The sequence below is a fragment of the Qingrenia yutianensis genome, from assembly GCF_014385105.1.
GTDB classification, from domain to species: domain Bacteria; phylum Bacillota; class Clostridia; order UMGS1810; family UMGS1810; genus Qingrenia; species Qingrenia yutianensis.
Window position 1 is genome coordinate 1 of record NZ_JACRTE010000017.1, and the last position, 19,444, is coordinate 19,444.

Below are 19,444 nucleotides of genomic sequence, written 5' to 3' on the forward strand. Positions count from 1 at the left end.
ACGGTAGTTGTATTTGTCTTTGAGATTGAATGTAAACGAGTTTTGGTAACTGCTTAATTCTTTCTCGCTGCTTCTGTTGTTGTTTGTAACCGCAAGACCTCTTTCACCGCCTCTGCCGTTTTCGTCAATTTCGATTACGGCTTTTGCTTTTTTATAGTAGGTTTCATTTTCACTGCCGATTTCCTCCCAGTTTCCGAGAGAATTTTCATAATAATATTTAACGTTGTAGTCGGTTCCTTCTTCAATCGGCATTTTGTAAATTATTCCGACCGTTGAAAGACCGCTTTCAACACCGCCGCTGTCACCGCCGAGTCTGTAGCCTATAATTGTGTGTGCATCTGCTCCGCAGGTGTTTGTAAATATGCCTGCATTTTTCAGCGAATAAGCGTCGGTAAAGGTGTAGGTAAGCATTTTTTCGCCGTATATGTCGCCGTCGCCGAAATATTCGATTTTAACGGGGATTGTTGATGTGTAACTGTCATAACTGTCTGTTTTTTCGTTATATTTTTCAACAACCGCGGTGTATCCGCTTCCGTCCCAGCTCCAGTATTCGGTAGGATTTCCGTTTCCGTCGGTCATAGGAACGTAAACTTCTTCAACATTGCCGTCGGGAGTCTGATATGCAGCCGCGAGAATTTTGTTTATGCCCGATTCCTTATCCTGTGCGCGCAGAGTGTATGTAACATTGCTCGGTGTGGGGTGGGGAACAAGCTCGGTATAAAATTCACCGCCGTAGTCAACCATTTCGTAGGTCAAAACCTTGGGGTCAACCGACCAGTTAATTATCGGCACGTTGTTGTCGACACCGCTTAAAACAATGCTCTTTTCCGCAACCTCGCCGGGATTGGTTATGTCTGCGCCTTTCTGGAATGCGCGTACATTTATAACACGTTCGGTTATGTCGGTTATTTCGTCAAATCCGTTTGTGCCGTGAGCATAAATCGGTCCTATGCTGTAAACAAGTTTTTTGTAACCCTCGATTTCGCCCTGATCGTACGGGTCGTCCTCAGCAGGTTCTCTTGAATACACCGCAAATTCCTTTGACGAATATGCTTGGAATGTAAGGCCGTTTGTGTATCTTGTCTCGTAGGAGTCCTCCTCAACCGGCAGATACAGTGTGTTTCCGCCGTCGCCGTCCGCCTCAACTATAACAAAGTAGTCATATTGCATAGCTTCCGCGCAGTATTCTTCGATTTTAACGGGAATATATTCATAGACGCTGCCATCCCACTTTTTGAAGTAAATGTCTGCCTTGATGTCGCTCTGTGCGTCGAATGTAACACCGCTTACCTCGGAGGTGAGGTGTTTTGTTCTTCCCAAATCGTCAACGGTGTATAAATCGTAAACCCTGTTTTCGCCTGCCGGGAAATTGTGCTTGTCGGAGAATGTTAACGCGTATTTCTTCGCAAGTTCAAAGTTTGCCCTTTCGACTTTTTCGTCGGTTGAAAGATTTTTCCATTCGTCGTTGTCGATTTCAAGAGTGTTGTTTTTAACAACGTCGCTGTCAGCGTCAACGATTTTATCCTGCGGAAGTGTGTAGACGGGAACGTTGTATGTCACGTGCGAAACGGTTTTTGACGCCGTTTCCATAGGACTTACCTTTGTTTCCGCAACAAGCTCCGCGTCCTGCGAAACAAGGGGAGTGCGGTAAATATAGTCTTTCGAGTTGCCGAGAGTGTCCGATGCGCGCACTGCGAGCAGACAGTTTTCGTCAATTCCCGAAATTTCCGCGTTGTATATAATGTTATATTCGCCTTCCCATTCGCCTTCCTCGGTGCGCGACGCTGAAACTTTATAAAAATCTTTGTCCGAAATGTTTTCCCTGAAATATTCTTCGGGGATTTTTTCGCTCACCGATACGCTCGACGGAATAAATGCAAATCTTACCGTTTCGGGAGATACGCCGTTTATTTTAACCGTCGCCAAAGCGTCTTTTCTTGCCCCCGTCATTCTTTCGGAGGGGGTGATTTCAATCTCGGGTGCGTCGGTGTCAATGCCCTTTATAACGGGTTTTATATAGGTTTTGTTTCCTGCTTTGTCCGAAACTGTTATCTGTGTTGTTTCGTTTGTGTTCTTAACGGCTGTGATGTCAAACGCACGGTTTGCAAAATCGCCGATTTTTATTGTATCGTCATTGCATACCGCGGTAACGCCTGCCTCGAGATTGTCTGTGATGTAAAGTTTGCCCGATATGCTCTCGGTTGTGTGAATATCGTTTATAACGAGCGTTGCGTCGGGCGCGGTTCCGTCATAGTAGAACACTATTTCATCTGTTTTAACCGCTGTCGGCTCGATTTTTGACTCTGTGCCATCATAGCATACAGCCGTTTGGACAAACAGTGTGTTTTCGCCGTCAACAAGCGAAATTTCGGGAGCGTCAACTGCGGTGAGTTTTGCTTTGAGCGCGTTTGTGCTTGATGTTGCCGAGCCTGCTTTGTGCCATTCGCCGTATTCGTCCGCCGTTGTGCTCATTCTGTAATAAACCGTCTGTTTTTCGGCAGATGACGAATTTGCAAAATCCTCGGAAATATCAAAGTCAAGCTTGATTTTACCGTCCGATATGAGCGCTCTGCCGTTGTGCCTTACACCGCCCGATACGTCAACCGTACCTGTCGGTTTGCTGTTTCTTATAAAGAAAGGTTTTGAAATTTCGGTTGCCGTAAGTCCGTTTCTGTCGGTTGCCGTAACCTTTAACGCATACGCACCGCCTGTAAGGTTTGAAATGTTGACGTTCTGCGAAATTATGCCGTTTGAAACAGCGAGTGCAAATTCCGATTTGCCGTCAACGTCTTTGCCGTCGGGAGTTACGATTTTCGCAGTTGCCGACGCTATGTCCGAAAGGTCGGAGCCGTATACCGAAATTGTCTGCGCCGATTTGTAAACATTGTCTGTCGGGGCGGTGAGGTTAATCATCGGACCTTCGTTGTCAAACACATAGTTTGCCGAAACGTAATTTATGTTTGTGTTTGACGGCGGAACGATTTTGCAGTCGAGAACGTACGTTCCGTTTAAGTTTTGCGTTTCTTTGTCGTTTTGTGTTCTGATAATGCTATCGCCGGGCAAGGGCAAATAATCTTCGGTTAAGAAGTTCTCCTTGATTTTTCCCGTTTTTTCGTCGGTTATGTAGTTTTTCCAGCGGTAGTAAACCTTGTTGTTTCCGTTTGTCGTAACCGAAATTTCGTATGACGGCTGCGGTTTGTCAAGGTTTCTCGGTGTGATGTCATAGGTTGTGTCCTCGTTGTTGATGTTTATGTCTTTTATCGAAACGCCGGTTTTGTTTCCCGCGTCGTCCATTGCAAAATAAACGAGATGGCCTATAAAATTATCGCCTTTTTTAACGTTTAAATATGCCGCCGAGGTTTTGCCGTTTTCGGTGTCTTTCTGCGCTATATATGCCCATTTGTCAAGCGTTGTGTCAATGTCACCGCTTGTGGGACTTCCCGAACCGTCGTATTCGGGAATTTCGGCAATGCTCTTTTTGGTGAACATATAATAAAGTCTGCCCGTTCCCGACGCGTCGTTGATTTTTACATCATATATATTGCCTTTTGAGCCGTCGGTTTTCGGGTTAACCTTTTCGGTAACCGCAATCTCGGGCGCTTTGTTGTCGAGTTTTACTCTCTGCACGGTGCTGAGCGGATTGCCTGCAAAGTCGTAACCCGAAAAAACAAGGTCAAATTCGCCCTCAAGCTTGTCGCGCAGTGCAACGGTAACGTTTGTGTTAAGACCTCTTAATGCAGGAACTTTCTGCACGCACGACGCCGTGCCTTTGTCACGCTCGGTGTAGGTGTATTCATAAATTGCAGGAACGTTTGTGCCGTCGGTGAGGTTCATGTTTAAAAGGCCCTGTGTAAGTCCCTGTGAGGTGTGCGAGTAAATATCCTCGCTCGGCACTGTGGATAACGTAACCGTTTTGTTCCATTTTGAGAGGTCGGTGCCGTTTGCCGGCGATACCGCAACCGTCGGAATTTTTGAGTCAAGCTTGTGGGTTGACATATAGTATCCGCCTATTTTGCGGTTTGCAAAGCCGGGAATGTTATAGTTTTCGTCCCAAAGCGTAAGCATAGTTTCGTCGCCGTTGGGCGCGGTGTATTTCATACGCGCGTTGTCAAACATAAGCACAAGTCCGGCGTTCTGCGAGTCGATTCCCTCGGTGTACGGAAATTCAAGCGTGAATGATTTTCCGTTTTCAACCGCGGCTGACGTAAGCTTTTTGCCCGACGAGTCTGTTGCATCAAGAGTAACATTGTCGCCTGCTTTAAGGTATGCTCTGTCAAAATATACTGTTGCGCCTTTTAAAGCGTTAGAGCCGTAATCACGGCTGCTTCCTGTTGTTTTGATGTTCGCGGTTACGGTGATTTTTTTGTCGTTCACACTGTTGTAAAAATAATTATCCGTACCGGAATAGTTGTAGTTGGTGCTGAAATTTACACTTTCAAGCGCGAAAGCGTTTCGGTGTATGAACGTGGTTGTGCCGTTGTTGAAATACCGTCCGTACATTGAAGTTGTTTTGTACGAAAACTGAAGATTAAATGTAAATTCAAGAGTGTAGATGTTGTTTTTGTTCATATACTGCATAAGAAGCTGACGGTTTGCACTGTAACCGAAACCGCTTTCTTTGTCGCTGCAAAAATGAACTCCGTTTTTTTCGAGCTCCTCTTTTGTAACGGCAGAATTATCTCCTTTTAATCCGCTGACGCTAATTTCAAAATTCGGTGCCTCCGGATAATCCATACAGTTGTATGAGGAACCCATTATATCCGCGTAATCGTCGCTGATTTTGCCGTCCCATTTGTATTCCAGATTTCCGCCTTCGCCCATAGGCTCGAGGAAAATATCCCTGCCGAACCTTTCTAGAAAATTGCCTGCGTCGGAAACTTTTCTTTTTGTGCCGGTGTAAACCGTGTAAGATTTGTCACGGCTGTTGTTCTGGTCAATCCATTTTCCGCTGTCGGTGTTGTTCTCGTCATCGGGATACCAGTTAAGAATGTTCATTGATTTTGAACCGCCGGACATTTTGACATCTATTTCGATGCGGTGGATTTTGTATCCGTCCTTGGTGTTGTTTTTAAGCGTAATCGAGTCGAGCATCCACGGCGCGCGCGAGGATTTTGAAATAAATTTCGCCACTGCTCCTTTTTTGTTTACGCCGTCGTCAAGCTGTCCGCCCTCGTCGCCGTTTATAAACGCGAGAGTGACTTGGATTGCTCCTTTTTTGGTGTGCGGGTCGCTTTTGCCGGTTGCGGTGGTAACTTTTACAGTGTATTCCCACTCGGTCGCCGCCGAAACGGGCGTGATGTGCATCAGCGGTGCAAGCATACAAACCGCAAGCAAAACACACAACAGTTTTTTCAGTTTCACTTTTTCTCAATCCCTTCCTCTTTAAAATTTTTAATTATCGAAAATACCGAAAGCTTTAATGCCTCCATCTGCATTTTTAAATAATATTCGTCCTCAAACAGCGCGTAGTGCACCGCTGCGCGGACAAAGATAAATATAAATCCTGAAAGGATATTTGACGGTATGCCGAGCTTGGGTGAAAGCACCTTTGCATATTCGGTGTAGCGTTTGCTCACACCGTCAAAGAACAATTTTCCCTGTTCGACATATTTCGGGTGAGTGTAAACCTGATACATCAGACGGTATTTCTTGCCGTGTTTTTTTGCCGTCCAGTAGGGGATTTCTTCGATAAACCGCAAAATGTCGCTGGGGTTTTCGGGCGAAAGCGCCATAAAATCGTCCTCAACCTTTGCCATACAGTATGCGGTGGACTGCAAAATCAAATCGTCCACGTTGTCAAAGTATGCGTAAAGGTTTGCGCTGGTCATATTGCAGTATTTACCAAGCTCCTTTATGCCTGTGTCGCGCAGTCCGTTGTCGCAGTAACACTCAAAGCATCTTTCCATTATTTCTTTCTTTTTTTCTTCTTTGTAATCCGAATTTCTCATCAATTCACCTCTATTTATTGATTGATAAATAAATTGTATCATACAAATAAAAAAATTGCAATATATAATGTAAAAAAATAAAAAAATATTCCAAGTTTTTTCTCCTTGGAATATTTGCTAAAATAATTTTATGATTTTTTTGAAAAAATATGATAAAGCTAATTTGGAATTTCGGCGGTTTTTCCGTTGTCACGGCAGTATTTTATAGCCTGATAAACGTTTTTGACGCCGATAATTTCAGTGCCGCCGGCATTTTTCACGCTTTTGATGTTGTCGTACGGCAGAATTATGCGCGTGAAACCGAGCTTTTTAGCCTCATTGACGCGCTTTTCGGGATAGGTTATGCTGCGTACCTCGCCCGTTAAGCCGACTTCGCCGAGAATTACCGTTTTGTAGTCAACGATAAAATTTTTGTAGTTGGACGCAATCGCCATAACCGCCGCAAGGTCGGTTGCAGGCTCGCTTATTTTGAGTCCGCCGGCAATGTTTAAATAAACGTCCTGATTTTGCATATTGTAGCCGAGTTTTTTCTCCAAAATCGCAACGAGCATAATCGCGCGGTTGTAGTCAAGCCCCGTTGCCATACGGCGCGCGTTTCCGAAACCTGTGGGGGAGGAGAGCGCCTGAATTTCGGCGAGAATGGGGCGCGTACCCTCGAATGTGCAGGTTATAACCGAGCCGGACGCGTTTTCGGGACGTCCGCTTATCATCATTTCGGACGGATTTTTAACTTCGGCAAGTCCCGTGTCGGTCATTTCAAAAACGCCGATTTCGTTTGTCGAACCGAAACGGTTTTTGATTGTGCGCAAAATTCGGTAGCTTTGGTGGCGTTCGCCCTCAAAATAAAGTACGCAGTCCACCATATGCTCCAAAATTTTCGGACCGGCAATGCTTCCCTCTTTTGTGACGTGCCCCACAATCAGCACCGTTGTGCCCGACTGCTTTGCAAACCGCATAAGCGCGTGGGTGCACTCGCGCACCTGCGAAACACTGCCCGGAACCGAACCGCCGTCCTCCGAAAACATTGTCTGAATTGAATCGACTATAAGTATTCCGCTTTTTTCGTCCTTTGCCGCCTCGATTATTTTGTCGAGCGACGTTTCAGACAAAAGCGACAAGTTTTCGGTTGTGATTTTCAGCCTGTCGGCGCGGATTTTTATTTGGCTGAGCGACTCCTCGCCCGACGCGTAGAGAATTTTCTGTGATTTGCCGAGATATTCGCAAATCTGTAAAAGGAGAGTTGATTTTCCTATGCCGGGGTCGCCGCCCACAAGCACCATTTCTCCCGTCACAAGACCGCCTCCGAGTACGCGGTCAAGCTCTTTAAGATGCGTCACAACGCGCTTTTCCGACATCGACACGATTTCCGAAAGTTTTTTCGGTGCGTCAAACGATGTTATTCCGCGCGCCTTTGTCTTTTTGGTTTCGACAACCTCTTCTTCAAATGTATTCCAGCGTCCGCACGAGGGGCATTTGCCCAGCCATTTCACCGCTTCGTAACCGCATTCGATGCAGACAAATTTTGTTTTTTCAGCCATACTAAAACACCTCATTTATTTAATTTTATACTAAATCGGAGGAAATGTCCATATATATTTAACAAATAAATTTAAATTTGCGAAAAACGGAGAAAAACGCACAAAACAGTAAAATTTGAAAGATATGTGAAATCAAACAATAAAAACAGATGATTTTATGCAAAAATTGGTCAATTTTGATACTTGATTATGTTTATTCAATGGTATATAATACAACTTAGTGATTTTAAGAAATAACGGAATTTGCTTTTGAGGTGATTTTTGTGCCGGAAAGTTTAAGAATGATTATTTATTTTTTGAGTGCGTTTATATCGCTGTTTGTGTTTGCATACGGCGGTTATTATTTTGTTGTGTCAATTTTCGGCTGGTCTGACCGTCAGACAAACGTTATGCCGAAAACCAACAAAATTCACACTTTCGCTCTGCTTGTTGCGGCGCATAACGAGGAGGCGGTTATCGGTGAGATGGTGAAAAGCCTTTTCAAGCTTCACTATCCCAAAGAAGCGTTTGACGTTTATGTTATTGCCGACAACTGCACCGACGCAACCGCCGAGGTTGCACGAAATGCCGGCGCATACGTTTACAAGCGTACAAACGCAACCTTAAAAGGCAAGGGCCACGCGCTTGAATGGATGTTTGACAAAATCTTTAAAATGGATAAAAAATACGACAGTATTTCTATTTTTGACGCGGATAACCTTGTAAGCCAGAACTATCTTACAGAGATGAACAAAGAGCTTAACAAAGGCTATGAGGTTGTTCAGGGCAGTGTTGACAGCAAAAACCCGTTTGATTCGTGGGTTACCTGTGCATATTCGGTTTCGTTTTGGATGATTTCGCGCCTTTTCCAGAATGCGCGTTACAATCTCGGCATAACCTGTCAGTTAAGCGGTACGGGATTTGTTATTTCCACCGAGCTTTTGAAAGAAATGGGCTGGGGCGCAACCTGTCTTACCGAGGATATGGAATTTACCGCAAAACTTGCACTTACCGGCAGAAAAGTCGGCTGGGCTCACAAGGCGGTTGTATATGATGAAAAACCGCTCACGTTTATGCAGTCGTGGCACCAGAGAATACGCTGGATGCAGGGTCATTCCGACGTTGCGTCGAGATTTGCGAAAAAGCTTTTCATAAAGGCGTTTAAAGATAAAGACCTTTCGGCATTCGACTGCGGTGTTTACCTTTTACAGCCTGTCAAAATCTTGTGCCTTTTGTTTGTAACCGTTATGACGTGGGTTAAGGTTACGGGTGTAATAGATGTGTTTGAAATAAGCAAGGCTTTCGGCGACCCGCAGCTCTGGAGTGCTGTCGCGGTTTTGCAGATGATGTATATTCCGTTTGTTATAACCTACGAAAAGCGTATGATAAATTTGCGCCTTATATGGTGTTATGTAACTTTTTGGCTCTATTCGCTCACCTGGATACCGATTACCGTTATCGGCTGGCTGAAAAAAGACAACAAAGAGTGGTCGCACACCAAGCATACAAGGTCTATCACGCTTGAAGAACTTGAAGAAGCGGAAAAAATTCAAAATATTTAAAACAAATGAAATAATCAGCATCATTAAGCTTTTTATGCTTTTTGACGCTGATTTTTTTAATAAAAACTATTGCATATTTCTCGAAAAAGAGGTAAAATAAAAATATATTTCAAAAAAGGAGAAAGAAGATGTATACGACAGACGAAATCAGAAAGCAGGACCCGCAGGTTGCCGACGCAATCGAAATGGAAGTTGAAAGACAGCGCAGTAAAATCGAACTCATTGCAAGCGAAAATTTCGTAAGCAATGCGGTTATTGAGGCTATGGGCACACCGCTCACAAACAAGTATGCCGAGGGTTATCCGGGCAAAAGATACTACGGCGGCTGCGAATGTGTTGACATTGTTGAAAATCTTGCAATCGAAAGAGCAAAAAAGATTTTCGGCGCGGAACACGCAAACGTTCAGCCCCATTCGGGCGCGCAGGCTAATATGGCGGTATTTTTTGCAACACTCAAACCGGGTGACACCGTTCTCGGTATGAACCTTTCGCACGGCGGACACCTTTCGCACGGCAGTCCCGTGAATATGTCGGGTACATATTTCAATATTGTTCAGTACGGAGTTGACAAGGATACACAGGTTATCGACTACGACGAGGTTGAAAGAATTGCAGAGGAGTGCAAGCCTAAACTTATTGTCGCCGGCGCGAGCGCGTATTCGAGAACCATCGACTTTGAGCGTTTTGCAAAGATTGCGGAAAAAGTCGGCGCTTATCTTATGGTTGACATTGCTCACATTGCCGGTCTTGTTGCGGCAGGACTTCACCCGAGCCCAGTTCCGTATGCGGACTTTGTAACCACCACAACGCATAAAACCTTGAGAGGTCCCAGAGGCGGACTTATTCTCTGCAAAGAAAAATATGCTAAAATGATAAATAAAGCGGTATTCCCCGGTATTCAAGGCGGCCCGCTTATGCACATAATAGCCGCAAAAGCAGTTTGCTTCGGCGAGGCTCTGACGGACGAATTTAAATCTTATCAGACGCAGATTGTAAAAAATGCAAAAGCGCTTTGCGGTGCGCTTATCAAAAGAGGCTTTAAAATTGTGTCGGGCGGAACGGATAACCACCTTATGCTTATCGACCTCACAAATATGAATATAACGGGAAAAGAAGCGGAAAAACTTCTTGACGACGTGGGCGTTACCGTTAACAAAAACACAATTCCTTTTGAAACAACAAGTCCGTTTATCACAAGCGGAATAAGAATAGGCACACCGGCGGTTACGTCGCGCGGATTTAAAGAAGAGGATATGGACAAAATAGCTGAAATCATTTTCCTTACGCTTTCCGATTACGAAAAAGAACAGGATAACGTCCGTGCTATGGTTAAGGAACTTTGCGGAAAATATCCGCTGTACGAAAAATAATTTTTGAAAATAAATTCCTTGGTGATTGATATGAATATCCCATTGGCAGAGAGAATGCGTCCGACCCGTCTTGATGACGTCGTCGGACAAACTCATCTTATAGGGGAAGGCAAAATTCTGACGAATATTTTAAAAACGGGAAAAATTCCGAATATGATTTTTTACGGCCCGTCGGGAACGGGAAAAACCACCGTTGCGAACATCTGCGCAAACGCGGCGAACAGGGCTTTTTTTAAGCTTAACGCAACTACCGCGTCGCTCAAAGACGTGCGCGATATTGCCGACAAAATCGACAGTTACCCCGGCGGAATTTTGCTTTATCTCGACGAAATTCAAAATTTTAATAAAAAACAGCAGCAGTCGCTTTTGGAATATATCGAAAACGGCAAAATCACGCTGATTGCAAGCACTACCGAAAATCCGCATTTTTACGTTTACAATGCGATTTTGTCGCGTTCAACCGTGCTGGAATTTAAAAACATATCGCCCGACGAAATCAAAAAGGCGGTAATCCGTGCGGTGAAAGGCGTTGCAGGTGATTATCCCGACAGAAAAGTGACATTTTCGGACGAGGCAGTCGACCACATCGCAAACGCGAGCGGAGGCGACGTGCGAAAGGCGCTTAATGCCGTTGAAGTGTGCGTTTTGTCGCAGAGTTACAGTATGAACGAGGAAATTTCGGTCACGCTTGACGCTGCGGTTGACTGCACGCAGACGGGTTCGTTTGCGCACGATAAAAACGGCGACGGGCATTACGACGTTATAAGCGCGTTTCAAAAGTCAATCCGCGGAAGTGACGCGGACGCCGGAATTTACTATCTCGCGCGTCTGCTTGCCGGCGGTGACCTCATCACCGCGTGCAGGAGGCTTTTGGTTATCGCGTCGGAGGACGTGGGACTTGCGTATCCGAACGCGGTTGTCATCACCAAAGCGTGCGTGGACAGCGCGCTCCAGTTAGGACTTCCCGAGGCGCGTATTCCTCTTGCCGAGGCGGTTATTCTGCTTGCAAATTCGCCCAAGTCAAACTCCGCAATCTGCGCGATTGACGAGGCTATGCACGAGGTGGAAACCGCCGATACGGGCAGTGTTCCGCTCCATCTTAAAGATAGCCACTACAAGGGCGCGGTATCTCTCGGGCGCGGTGTGGAATACAAATATCCGCACAATTATGAGAACGCGTATGTTCCCCAGCAGTATTTGCCCGACAAAATCAAAAACAGAAAATATTACATTCCGCGGAACAACAAAACGGAAAATTCGTTTAAAGCATATCTCGAAAAAATCAAAGGGAGCGGTAAATGATGAAAATTTATACCAAAACGGGCGACGGGGGTTACAGCGATATTTTGGGCAAACGCGTGAAAAAATCGGATAAGATTTTCGCGCTTGTCGGCACGGTTGACAAGCTTAACGCGGTGTTGAGCCTCGGCGTGAATTTTTGCGCAGACGATAAAGTGAAAAGCGAGATTTTGGCTTTGCAAAGCGAAATTGTAAAGCTTAACGGAAAAATTTCGGGATACGGCGAGTTTGATTTTGACGTGTCGCAGTTTGAAGAAAGAATAGATTTTTACAGTGAAAAAACGGTCGGATTTTCGCTTTATAATATGCCTCAAAAAAGGGACAGCTCATTTTTTAATCTTGCGCGCACAATCTGCCGTGACGCGGAGCGCACTGCGGTGGAAATTGGCAGCGAAAACACCGGTTTGATACGGTATTTAAACAGAATGTCCGACTACCTTTATGCGGTCGGAAAATATCTTGACATTTAGCGGAGAAAAAATATGAAAAAAACGGCGGTTGTAACAGGCGCGTCGCGCGGAATAGGCAGGGCGGCGGCGATTGCGCTTGCAAAAGATTTTAACGTTGTTGTAAATTGCAGAAAAAATATTGACCTTGCGCGTAAAACCGCAGAGGAAATTATAAAAAACGGCGGAAGCGCGCTTGTTTACAGGGCTGATGTTTCGGTATTTGACGAGGCGCACGCGCTTTGCAAGTTTGCCGTTAAAAATTTCGGCGGTATAGACGTTTTGGTGAATAATGCAGGTATTGCTCAGCAAAAAGTTTTCTGCGACATAACCGAGGACGAATTTAAAAATATGATGCAGACAAACGTCGGCAGTGTTTTTAATATGTGCAAAGCGGTTATGGGCGAAATGATAGGCAAAAAAAGCGGAAAAATCATAAATATTTCGTCGGTGTGGGGCATTTGCGGTGCGTCGTGCGAGGTGCATTATTCCGCGTCAAAAGCGGCGGTGATAGGTTTTACAAAGGCGCTTGCACAGGAACTTGCGCCGTCGGGCATAAACGTAAACTGCGTTGCGCCGGGCGTTGTGGACACCGATATGTGCAAATTTGACGGCGAAACCAAAAAGCTTGTGACCGAGGATATTCCTTTGGGAAAAATCGCATCTCCCGAAAAAATTGCCGATACGATAGCGTTTTTGGCAAGCGATAAAGCAGACTACATCACAGGCGAGGTTGTAAACGTCAGCGGCGGTTTTGTTGTGTGACAAATTTTTATTGCAAATTGAAATTTTGTATGCTATAATGTAAATTGAGTTTATATGTTATGATAAAAAAGGAAGTTGAATATGCCAAACAATGTTAACACGGAAGAAAAGAAAGTGGTGTCGCGCGGCGGTGCGAAAAACGTCGGTATGCGCGATTATACCAAGGTTATTTTAAACGATAACACCGATTTTTCGATTGTCGAAGCGTATAAATCGACGAGAACAAATCTTGAATATGCGCTTGCGGCGGAGGAAGGCTGTAAAAAAATTATTTTCACCTCCGCAATGCCGAGCGAGGGCAAAACCACGTCTTGCATTAACACGGCTATCACGTTTGCGCTTGCTGGCGCGAAAATCGTGCTTATAGACGCGGACCTTCGCAAACCGAAGGTTCATATGTGTCTTGAACTTGAAAACACAACGGGATTTTCAAACTATCTTGCGGGTTTTGCGGAGCTTGACGACGTTATTCAGCATTGCAAAAACGGGTTGGACGTTATAACCAGCGGACAAATTCCGCCCAATCCGTCCGAGCTTTTGGTGTCGCCCAGAATGGAAAAGGCGCTTTTAAAACTTGCGGAAAAATACGATTATGTAATTATCGACGCGCCCCCCGTAAACATTGTGTCGGACGCGGTTTCAATGTCGAAATTCGTAACGGGCGTTGCGGTTGTTGTAAAAGAAGATTTCACTACGCACGACGCGCTTAAAAAAGCGCTTTCAAATCTTGAATTTGCAAACGCTAAAATTTTGGGATTTATCTTAAACGACGTTATGGCGCCGCGCGGATATTACTCAAAATATTATAAATACCGCTATCGTTACAATTATAATTACCGTTATAAGTATTCGAACTATGACGGCTACGATACGGCAGGACAGACAAAAAAAGACGAAAAGAAAGATAAATAGGAAAGTTATGATTGATTTTCACACGCATATTCTTCCTGAAATAGACGACGGCGCAAGGAGCGTAAGGCGCTCGCTTGAGATGTATGAATATCAGAAAAACAGCGGTGTTGACGCGCTTGTTGCAACACCGCATTTTTATCCCGACAATATGACGGTCGAAAGCTTTTTGCAAAAACGGAATAATGCTTACGAAAGGGTGCTTGAGGCGTCGGAGGAAAAGAAAATTTCGCTCATACCCACATATCTCGGCGCGGAGGCGGCGCTTGCGCCTGGGTTTTCGCGCATTGACGGCATAGAAAAGCTTTGCATAGGCAATTCAAACTATATCCTGGTGGAAATGCCTCACGACGGCTGGAACAGCGTCTGGGTTCAGCGCGAAATTTACTCGGTTTCCGCAAACAGAGGACTTATCCCGATTATTGCGCATATTGACCGATATATTCTGACGAAAAGTGATTTTAAAACACTTGACAGTTTTTTTGACCCTAATGTTTGTTTTCAGATAAATGCCGACTGTTATTTTTCGTTTTCGTCGCGCAGGCGTGCGAAAAAATTTGCAAAAATGAACGCCATACAGTTCGTCGGCTCGGACTGTCACAATATGTCCGACCGTGCGCCCACACTCGCAAAATGCGTGCAGATTATGAAAAAAATGCACGGCGAAGACTTTGTGAATGAGATTTTTGAAAACAGCAGAATTGTTGTAAATTCATAAAAATAAGGAAAAAGAATGATTTTAACCGAAAGACTTAAAAAAGTTGCAGAATATGTGAAAAATTCGCGCTGTCTTGCCGATATAGGCACCGACCACGGATATGTGCCGATTTTCTGCGTTAAAAACGGCACGGCGAAAACCGCGGTTGCGAGCGACGTCAACACAGGACCGTTAAAAAGCGCGGAGAAAAACATTGAAAAATACGGATTGTCGGAGAAAATTTCCGTCCGCTTGTCAAACGGATTTGAAAATTTTGAGAACGGAGAGTTTGACACCGCAGTGATTGCCGGAATGGGCGGACTTTTGATAAACGAAATTGTCGAAAAAGGCAAGAATAAATTTTCGGGCGAAACGCGCCTTATTATCCAGCCGATGATTGCGCAGAGCGAGGTTCGGCGCTATCTTTCGGAAAACGGATTTGTGATTGAGGACGAGAGCCTTGCGCGCGAGGGTAACAAAATTTACAATATTTTTCTGTGCAGAAAAGGCTTTGAAAAACTTTCGGAGTTTGATGTTTTCGTCGGAAAGCGCCTCTTTGAGAAAAAAGGCGAACTTTTTAAACGTCATATGGACGGCAAAATTTTCACTCTTACAAAAATCGTTGAGGGGCTTAAAAAAGCGGGAAACGGCGCCGATGAGCTTGAAAAGCGCGAGGCGGAACTCGGTTATTATTTAAAGGCAAGGAATGAATGTGATGCTTAAAGTTAAAGATATAGTTTCGTATTTTGAAAAAATCTGCCCTTTTTCGCTTTGCGAAGAATGGGACAATACGGGACTTTTGATAGGCGACGAAAACGCCGGGGTTACGCGGATTTTGGTGTGTCTTGACGTTGATGAATCTGTCGCACGGGAGGCGGCTGATAAAAAATGCGAACTTATTGTGTCGCACCACCCCGTGATTTTCCATCCGCTCAAAAAAATAAGTGCAAATTCGTGCGAGGGAATACTTATCAAAAACGGGATTTCGGCGGTGAGCGCGCATACAAATCTTGATGTTGCAAACGGCGGTCTTAACGATTATCTTGCCGAAAAACTCGGCTTGGAGAATACCGAAATTCTTGTTCCGGCGGGCGAATTTGACGGCAAAACGGTCGGTTACGGCAGATTTGCAAAACTTAAAAAGCCCGAAAAACTTATAGATATTGCAAAAAAATGCGCCGAAATTCTCGGTGCGGAAAGTCTGCGATATATGGGCGACGATGACCGAATTATCGAAAAAATCGCGGTAAATTCGGGAGGCGGTGCATCTATGGCGGACGCGTGTTTTGACAAAAATATTGGTCTTTATATTTCGGGAGATTTTAAATATTCAAATATGCGTGACTGCGCACAGCGCGGTCTTTGCGTGATTGACGCGGGGCATTATGAAACAGAGCACATTGTGTGCGAGTGGTTTAAAAAAGTTTTAAGCAAGAAATTTGACGCTGAAATTATAGCGAGCGAAAAAAACACGAATGTGATTAAATATTTGCATTAAAATTAAAAATATAAGTTAAAATATGAGTAATCCGAATAGTCGCAGATACAAGCCGAAAGGCTGTATATGAGGAAAGTCCGGGCATCGCAGGGCAGGGTGCCGGGTAGTTCCCGGTGAAGGCGACTTTAAGGAAAGTGCAACAGAAAAGAACCGCCGAAATTTTTCGGTAAGGGTGAAAAGGCGAGGTAAGAGCTCACCGCAGATTGGGAAATCAATCGGGCGTGTAAACCCCACCCGATGCAACACCGTGTAAAGGAGAAAATATTTGCCCGATATTCTCCGATAGAGGTGGCTGGAGCGTGTCAGAGATGGCAGGCGTAGATAGATGACTATTCACGACAGAACCCGGCTTACAGGATTACTCATTTTTAAATAAAAATAAACGCCTTTGCACAAGGAATAAAATCCGCTGCACAGGCGTTTTTTATTTTTACATTAAATAAGAAAATCGCACATCACCGCGTTGCAGACATAGTACGCTTCCTTTGAAAGCACAATTTTTTTGCCCTTTTTCTCAAGCATTTTTGTTGTGTTTAGGTGAAAGTCAAGCTTTTCTCCGAAAACCGAAAACATATCAATTCCGAATTTTTCTCTAAACTCTTCCTCGTCAATTCCGCTTTGCAAAAGGCGCAGATTGAGTATCATATATTCGCTCATTCTGCCGTTTTTGCCGATTTTTTCAACGTCCGATTTTGCAAAAGGCGAGGCGATATAATCCTCAATTTTTGCTTCATTTGTGTATCTTTCGCCGTTTATATATCCCGACGCACCGGCGCCTATTCCGTAATATTCACCGCCGTGCCAGTATTTTAAATTGTGGCGCGACAAAAAGTTTTCACTGCGCGCAAAGTTTGAAATTTCGTAATGCACAAACCCGTTTTCGCGCAGAAAATCGCAGATATACTCGTATTGATGCGCATATTCGTCGTCGGAAAACGGCACAAAAACCCCGTTTTCAACGTCGCTTGCGAGCGGTGTGCCGTCCTCAACCGCCAAGCCGTAGAGCGAAATGTGCGAAATATCGAGCGACACCGCCCTTTTCAGCGTTTCCGCAAGACTTTCCCTTGTCTGGTGCGGAATTGCGTACATAATGTCGATATTCACGTTGTCAATTCCGCATAAATGTGCGGTTTTGACGGCATTTTCAACGTCTTTTGCGGTGTGAATTCTGCCGATTGCCGAAAGCTCGTTTTGATTAAACGACTGCGCGCCTATGCTTATTCGATTGACGTTTTTTTCTGCATATGCCGATATGGTTTCGTAACTTGCCGATTTGGGGTTTGCCTCAACCGTAATTTCGGCATTTTTCTGCACGTCAAAATGCGAATAAATTTCGTCCAATACATTGACGATATATTTTTTGTCCACCGCCGACGGAGTGCCTCCTCCGATATACACGGTGTCGGTTTTATCTTTTTCAAGTGCGGATATTTGCCGTGACACCGCATCGAAATAGCTGTCTGCAAGGGGAAATTTGTCCGCATACGAATTAAATGCGCAGTAACGGCATTTTTTTGCGCAAAACGGAATATGAACGTAAACCGACCTAAAATTTTTATCCATCAGTCTATCTTCAAAACCGCCATAAATGCGTCCTGCGGAACTTCTACCGAGCCGACCTGACGCATACGTTTTTTTCCTTCCTTCTGCTTTTCAAGCAGTTTTTTCTTTCGCGTAATGTCACCGCCGTAGCACTTCGCCAAAACGTCCTTACGCATTGCCTTAACCGTTTCGCGCGCGATAATTTTATTGCCGATTGCCGCCTGTATCGGCACTTCAAACAGCTGGCGCGGAATGGATTCTTTAAGTTTTTCGGCAATTTTGCGTCCGCGCGAATATGCTTTTGACGAATGGACGATAAATGAGAGCGCGTCCACAACCGAGCCGTTGAGCATAATATCAAGCTTTACAAGGTCGGATTTCTGATAACCCGTAAGCTCGTAGTCAAACGACGCATAACCGCGTGTGCGCGATTTTAGCGCGTCAAAAAAGTCGTAAATGATTTCGTTGAGCGGAAGCGTGTAGTTGAGGCTCACGCGCGTATCGTCGATATACTGCATATCGTGATAAATTCCGCGTCTTTCCTGGCAAAGTTCCATAATATTGCCGATAAATTCCGTAGGCACCATTATCGACGCTTTGACAATCGGTTCCTCCATATATTCGATTTCCTGCTGGGGAGGAAGATTTGTCGGGTTTGAAATATCCAGCGTTTCGCCGTCGGTTTTGGTGATTTTGTAAATAACACTCGGCGCGGTGGTCACAAGGTCGAGATTATACTCGCGCTCCAGTCTTTCCTGGATAATTTCCATATGCAAAAGCCCCAAAAATCCGCATCTGAAACCAAATCCGAGTGCAAGCGAGGTTTCTGGTTCAAATGTCAGCGACGCGTCGTTGAGCTGAAGTTTTTCCAGTGCGTCGCGGAGGTCGGGATATTTTGCGCTGTCGGCAGGATATATACCCGAAAACACCATAGGATTAACCTTTTTGTAGCCGGGAAGCGGTTCTTTTGCGCCGTTTTCCGCAAGCGTTATGGTGTCGCCCACGCGTGCGTCGCGCACGTTTTTAATGCTTGCCGCAATATATCCGACCTCGCCCGCGGAGAGCGATTTTGACGGATTTAAGCCGAGAGGGGAGAGGTAACCCGTTTCTACAACATCAAAGCACGACGAGGTGGACATAAACTTAATCTTGTCGCCCGGCTTGATTTTGCCGTCGCGCAGGCGGACATACACGATAATTCCTTTGTACGAATCGTAATACGAGTCGAAAATAAGCGCCTTGAGCGGTGCGTTTTCGTCGCCCGACGGGGGAGGCATTTTCGTAACGACCGCCTCCAAAACGTCCTCAATGCCGATGCCGTTTTTTGCCGAGATAAGCGGTGCGTCCTCGGCGTCCAAGCCCATAACGTCCTCAATTTCGGCTTTCACCGCGTCGGGACGTGCGCTCGGCAGGTCGATTTTGTTTATAACCGGCACAATTTCAAGGTCGTGGTCTATTGCAAGATAGGTATTCGCAAGCGTCTGCGCCTCCACGCCCTGCGCCGCGTCAACTATCAAAACCGCGCCCTCGCACGCCGCAAGACTGCGCGAAACTTCGTAGTTGAAGTCGACGTGTCCCGGTGTGTCGATAAGATTGAGTGTGTATTCGTTGCCGTCTTTTGCCTTGTATAAAAGCTTTACCGCGCGCGCTTTTATTGTAATTCCCTTTTCGCGCTCAAGCTCCATATTATCCAAAATCTGGTCTTGCATTTCGCGCTTTGTAAGCGAGCCCGTATATTCCAATATTCGGTCGGCAAGAGTTGATTTGCCGTGGTCTATATGCGCAATTATGCAGAAATTTCTGATATTGTCCTGATTTGTGGGCATATTTTTTGTTACTCCTTTTGCAAGTTAAATTAAAACAGATAAAATCATAATCATAGTTATTATAA

General features: G+C 45.0%; 14 protein-coding genes and 1 other RNA gene. 10 read left to right on the forward strand and 5 right to left on the reverse strand.

The genetic code is table 11. The features are described from left to right. From H8706_RS10040 to radA, 3 genes are all read right to left on the reverse strand, one after another. The coding region (locus H8706_RS10040) for a hypothetical protein (protein ID WP_262432511.1) at nucleotides 1-5,361 on the reverse strand (5,361 nt) is incomplete at its 3' end. Continuing rightward, the gene (locus H8706_RS10045) at nucleotides 5,358-5,948 is read right to left on the reverse strand and encodes a TetR/AcrR family transcriptional regulator (protein WP_262432512.1); all 591 of its coding nucleotides are present in this window, start codon (nucleotides 5,946-5,948) and stop codon (nucleotides 5,358-5,360) included. The genes H8706_RS10040 and H8706_RS10045, both read right to left, overlap by 4 nt. Nucleotides 5,949-6,106: 158 nt before the next feature. After that, the gene (radA, locus tag H8706_RS10050) at nucleotides 6,107-7,486 is read right to left on the reverse strand and encodes a DNA repair protein RadA (protein ID WP_262432513.1); all 1,380 of its coding nucleotides are present in this window, start codon (nucleotides 7,484-7,486) and stop codon (nucleotides 6,107-6,109) included. Between the two features lie 281 nt (nucleotides 7,487-7,767). Here radA and H8706_RS10055 point away from each other — a divergent pair, with 281 nt between their 5' ends. From H8706_RS10055 to rnpB, 10 genes are all read left to right on the forward strand, one after another. Then, nucleotides 7,768-9,027, forward strand: a complete 1,260-nt coding sequence (locus tag H8706_RS10055) for a glycosyltransferase family 2 protein (RefSeq protein ID WP_262432514.1) — start codon at nucleotides 7,768-7,770, stop codon at nucleotides 9,025-9,027. A gap of 128 nt (nucleotides 9,028-9,155) precedes the next feature. Further along, a complete protein-coding gene (gene glyA / locus H8706_RS10060; RefSeq protein ID WP_178347114.1) occupies nucleotides 9,156-10,397 on the forward strand; it encodes a serine hydroxymethyltransferase in 1,242 nt (413 codons plus the stop codon). A 30-nt stretch (nucleotides 10,398-10,427) separates the two neighbouring features. Next, nucleotides 10,428-11,699, forward strand: coding sequence for a replication-associated recombination protein A (locus H8706_RS10065; protein ID WP_262432515.1), 1,272 nt, complete (start codon nucleotides 10,428-10,430; stop codon nucleotides 11,697-11,699). After that, complete coding sequence (locus tag H8706_RS10070; RefSeq protein ID WP_262432516.1) at nucleotides 11,696-12,166, forward strand: ATP:cob(I)alamin adenosyltransferase; 471 nt, start codon at nucleotides 11,696-11,698, stop codon at nucleotides 12,164-12,166. The genes H8706_RS10065 and H8706_RS10070 overlap by 4 nt, the downstream gene beginning before the upstream one ends. A 12-nt stretch (nucleotides 12,167-12,178) precedes the next feature. Beyond that, entirely contained in the window at nucleotides 12,179-12,907 is a 729-nt protein-coding gene (gene ymfI, locus H8706_RS10075) for an elongation factor P 5-aminopentanone reductase (protein WP_262432517.1), read from the forward strand. A gap of 81 nt (nucleotides 12,908-12,988) precedes the next feature. Continuing rightward, nucleotides 12,989-13,819, forward strand: coding sequence for a CpsD/CapB family tyrosine-protein kinase (locus H8706_RS10080; RefSeq protein WP_262432518.1), 831 nt, complete (start codon nucleotides 12,989-12,991; stop codon nucleotides 13,817-13,819). A gap of 7 nt (nucleotides 13,820-13,826) precedes the next feature. Then, nucleotides 13,827-14,534, forward strand: a complete 708-nt coding sequence (locus H8706_RS10085) for a CpsB/CapC family capsule biosynthesis tyrosine phosphatase (protein ID WP_262432519.1) — start codon at nucleotides 13,827-13,829, stop codon at nucleotides 14,532-14,534. Nucleotides 14,535-14,549: 15 nt separating this feature from the next. After that, the gene (locus H8706_RS10090; protein ID WP_262432520.1) at nucleotides 14,550-15,236 is read left to right on the forward strand and encodes a tRNA (adenine(22)-N(1))-methyltransferase; all 687 of its coding nucleotides are present in this window, start codon (nucleotides 14,550-14,552) and stop codon (nucleotides 15,234-15,236) included. Then, on the forward strand, nucleotides 15,229-16,011 hold the full coding sequence (locus H8706_RS10095; RefSeq protein ID WP_262432521.1) for a Nif3-like dinuclear metal center hexameric protein: 783 nt from the start codon (nucleotides 15,229-15,231) through the stop codon (nucleotides 16,009-16,011). Before H8706_RS10090 ends, H8706_RS10095 begins: the two co-directional genes overlap by 8 nt. Before the next feature lie 23 nt (nucleotides 16,012-16,034). Next, an RNA gene (gene rnpB / locus H8706_RS10100) (RNase P RNA component class A) lies at nucleotides 16,035-16,380 on the forward strand. Nucleotides 16,381-16,446: 66 nt separating this feature from the next. Here rnpB and hemW read toward each other — a convergent pair. Together hemW and lepA are read right to left on the reverse strand one after the other, a co-directional pair. Further along, nucleotides 16,447-17,574, reverse strand: coding sequence for a radical SAM family heme chaperone HemW (hemW, locus tag H8706_RS10105; protein ID WP_262432522.1), 1,128 nt, complete (start codon nucleotides 17,572-17,574; stop codon nucleotides 16,447-16,449). Further along, on the reverse strand, nucleotides 17,574-19,379 hold the full coding sequence (gene lepA, locus H8706_RS10110; RefSeq protein WP_178347105.1) for a translation elongation factor 4: 1,806 nt from the start codon (nucleotides 19,377-19,379) through the stop codon (nucleotides 17,574-17,576). The genes hemW and lepA overlap by 1 nt, the downstream gene beginning before the upstream one ends. Nucleotides 19,380-19,444: the final 65 nt, after the last annotated feature.

What these genes read in the sequence shown, in the direction of transcription:
- glyA (WP_178347114.1), top strand. Translation starts at nt 9,156, where the DNA reads ATGTATACGACAGACGAAATCAGAAAGCAGGACCCGCAGGTTGCCGAC.
- H8706_RS10095 (WP_262432521.1), top strand. Translation starts at nt 15,229, where the DNA reads ATGCTTAAAGTTAAAGATATAGTTTCGTATTTTGAAAAAATCTGCCCT.
- H8706_RS10085 (WP_262432519.1), top strand. Translation starts at nt 13,827, where the DNA reads ATGATTGATTTTCACACGCATATTCTTCCTGAAATAGACGACGGCGCA.
- hemW (WP_262432522.1), bottom strand. Translation starts at nt 17,574, where the DNA reads ATGGATAAAAATTTTAGGTCGGTTTACGTTCATATTCCGTTTTGCGCA.
- lepA (WP_178347105.1), bottom strand. Translation starts at nt 19,379, where the DNA reads ATGCCCACAAATCAGGACAATATCAGAAATTTCTGCATAATTGCGCAT.
- ymfI (WP_262432517.1), top strand. Translation starts at nt 12,179, where the DNA reads ATGAAAAAAACGGCGGTTGTAACAGGCGCGTCGCGCGGAATAGGCAGG.
- H8706_RS10080 (WP_262432518.1), top strand. Translation starts at nt 12,989, where the DNA reads ATGCCAAACAATGTTAACACGGAAGAAAAGAAAGTGGTGTCGCGCGGC.
- radA (WP_262432513.1), bottom strand. Translation starts at nt 7,486, where the DNA reads ATGGCTGAAAAAACAAAATTTGTCTGCATCGAATGCGGTTACGAAGCG.
- H8706_RS10045 (WP_262432512.1), bottom strand. Translation starts at nt 5,948, where the DNA reads ATGAGAAATTCGGATTACAAAGAAGAAAAAAAGAAAGAAATAATGGAA.
- H8706_RS10065 (WP_262432515.1), top strand. Translation starts at nt 10,428, where the DNA reads ATGAATATCCCATTGGCAGAGAGAATGCGTCCGACCCGTCTTGATGAC.
- H8706_RS10055 (WP_262432514.1), top strand. Translation starts at nt 7,768, where the DNA reads ATGATTATTTATTTTTTGAGTGCGTTTATATCGCTGTTTGTGTTTGCA.
- H8706_RS10070 (WP_262432516.1), top strand. Translation starts at nt 11,696, where the DNA reads ATGATGAAAATTTATACCAAAACGGGCGACGGGGGTTACAGCGATATT.
- H8706_RS10090 (WP_262432520.1), top strand. Translation starts at nt 14,550, where the DNA reads ATGATTTTAACCGAAAGACTTAAAAAAGTTGCAGAATATGTGAAAAAT.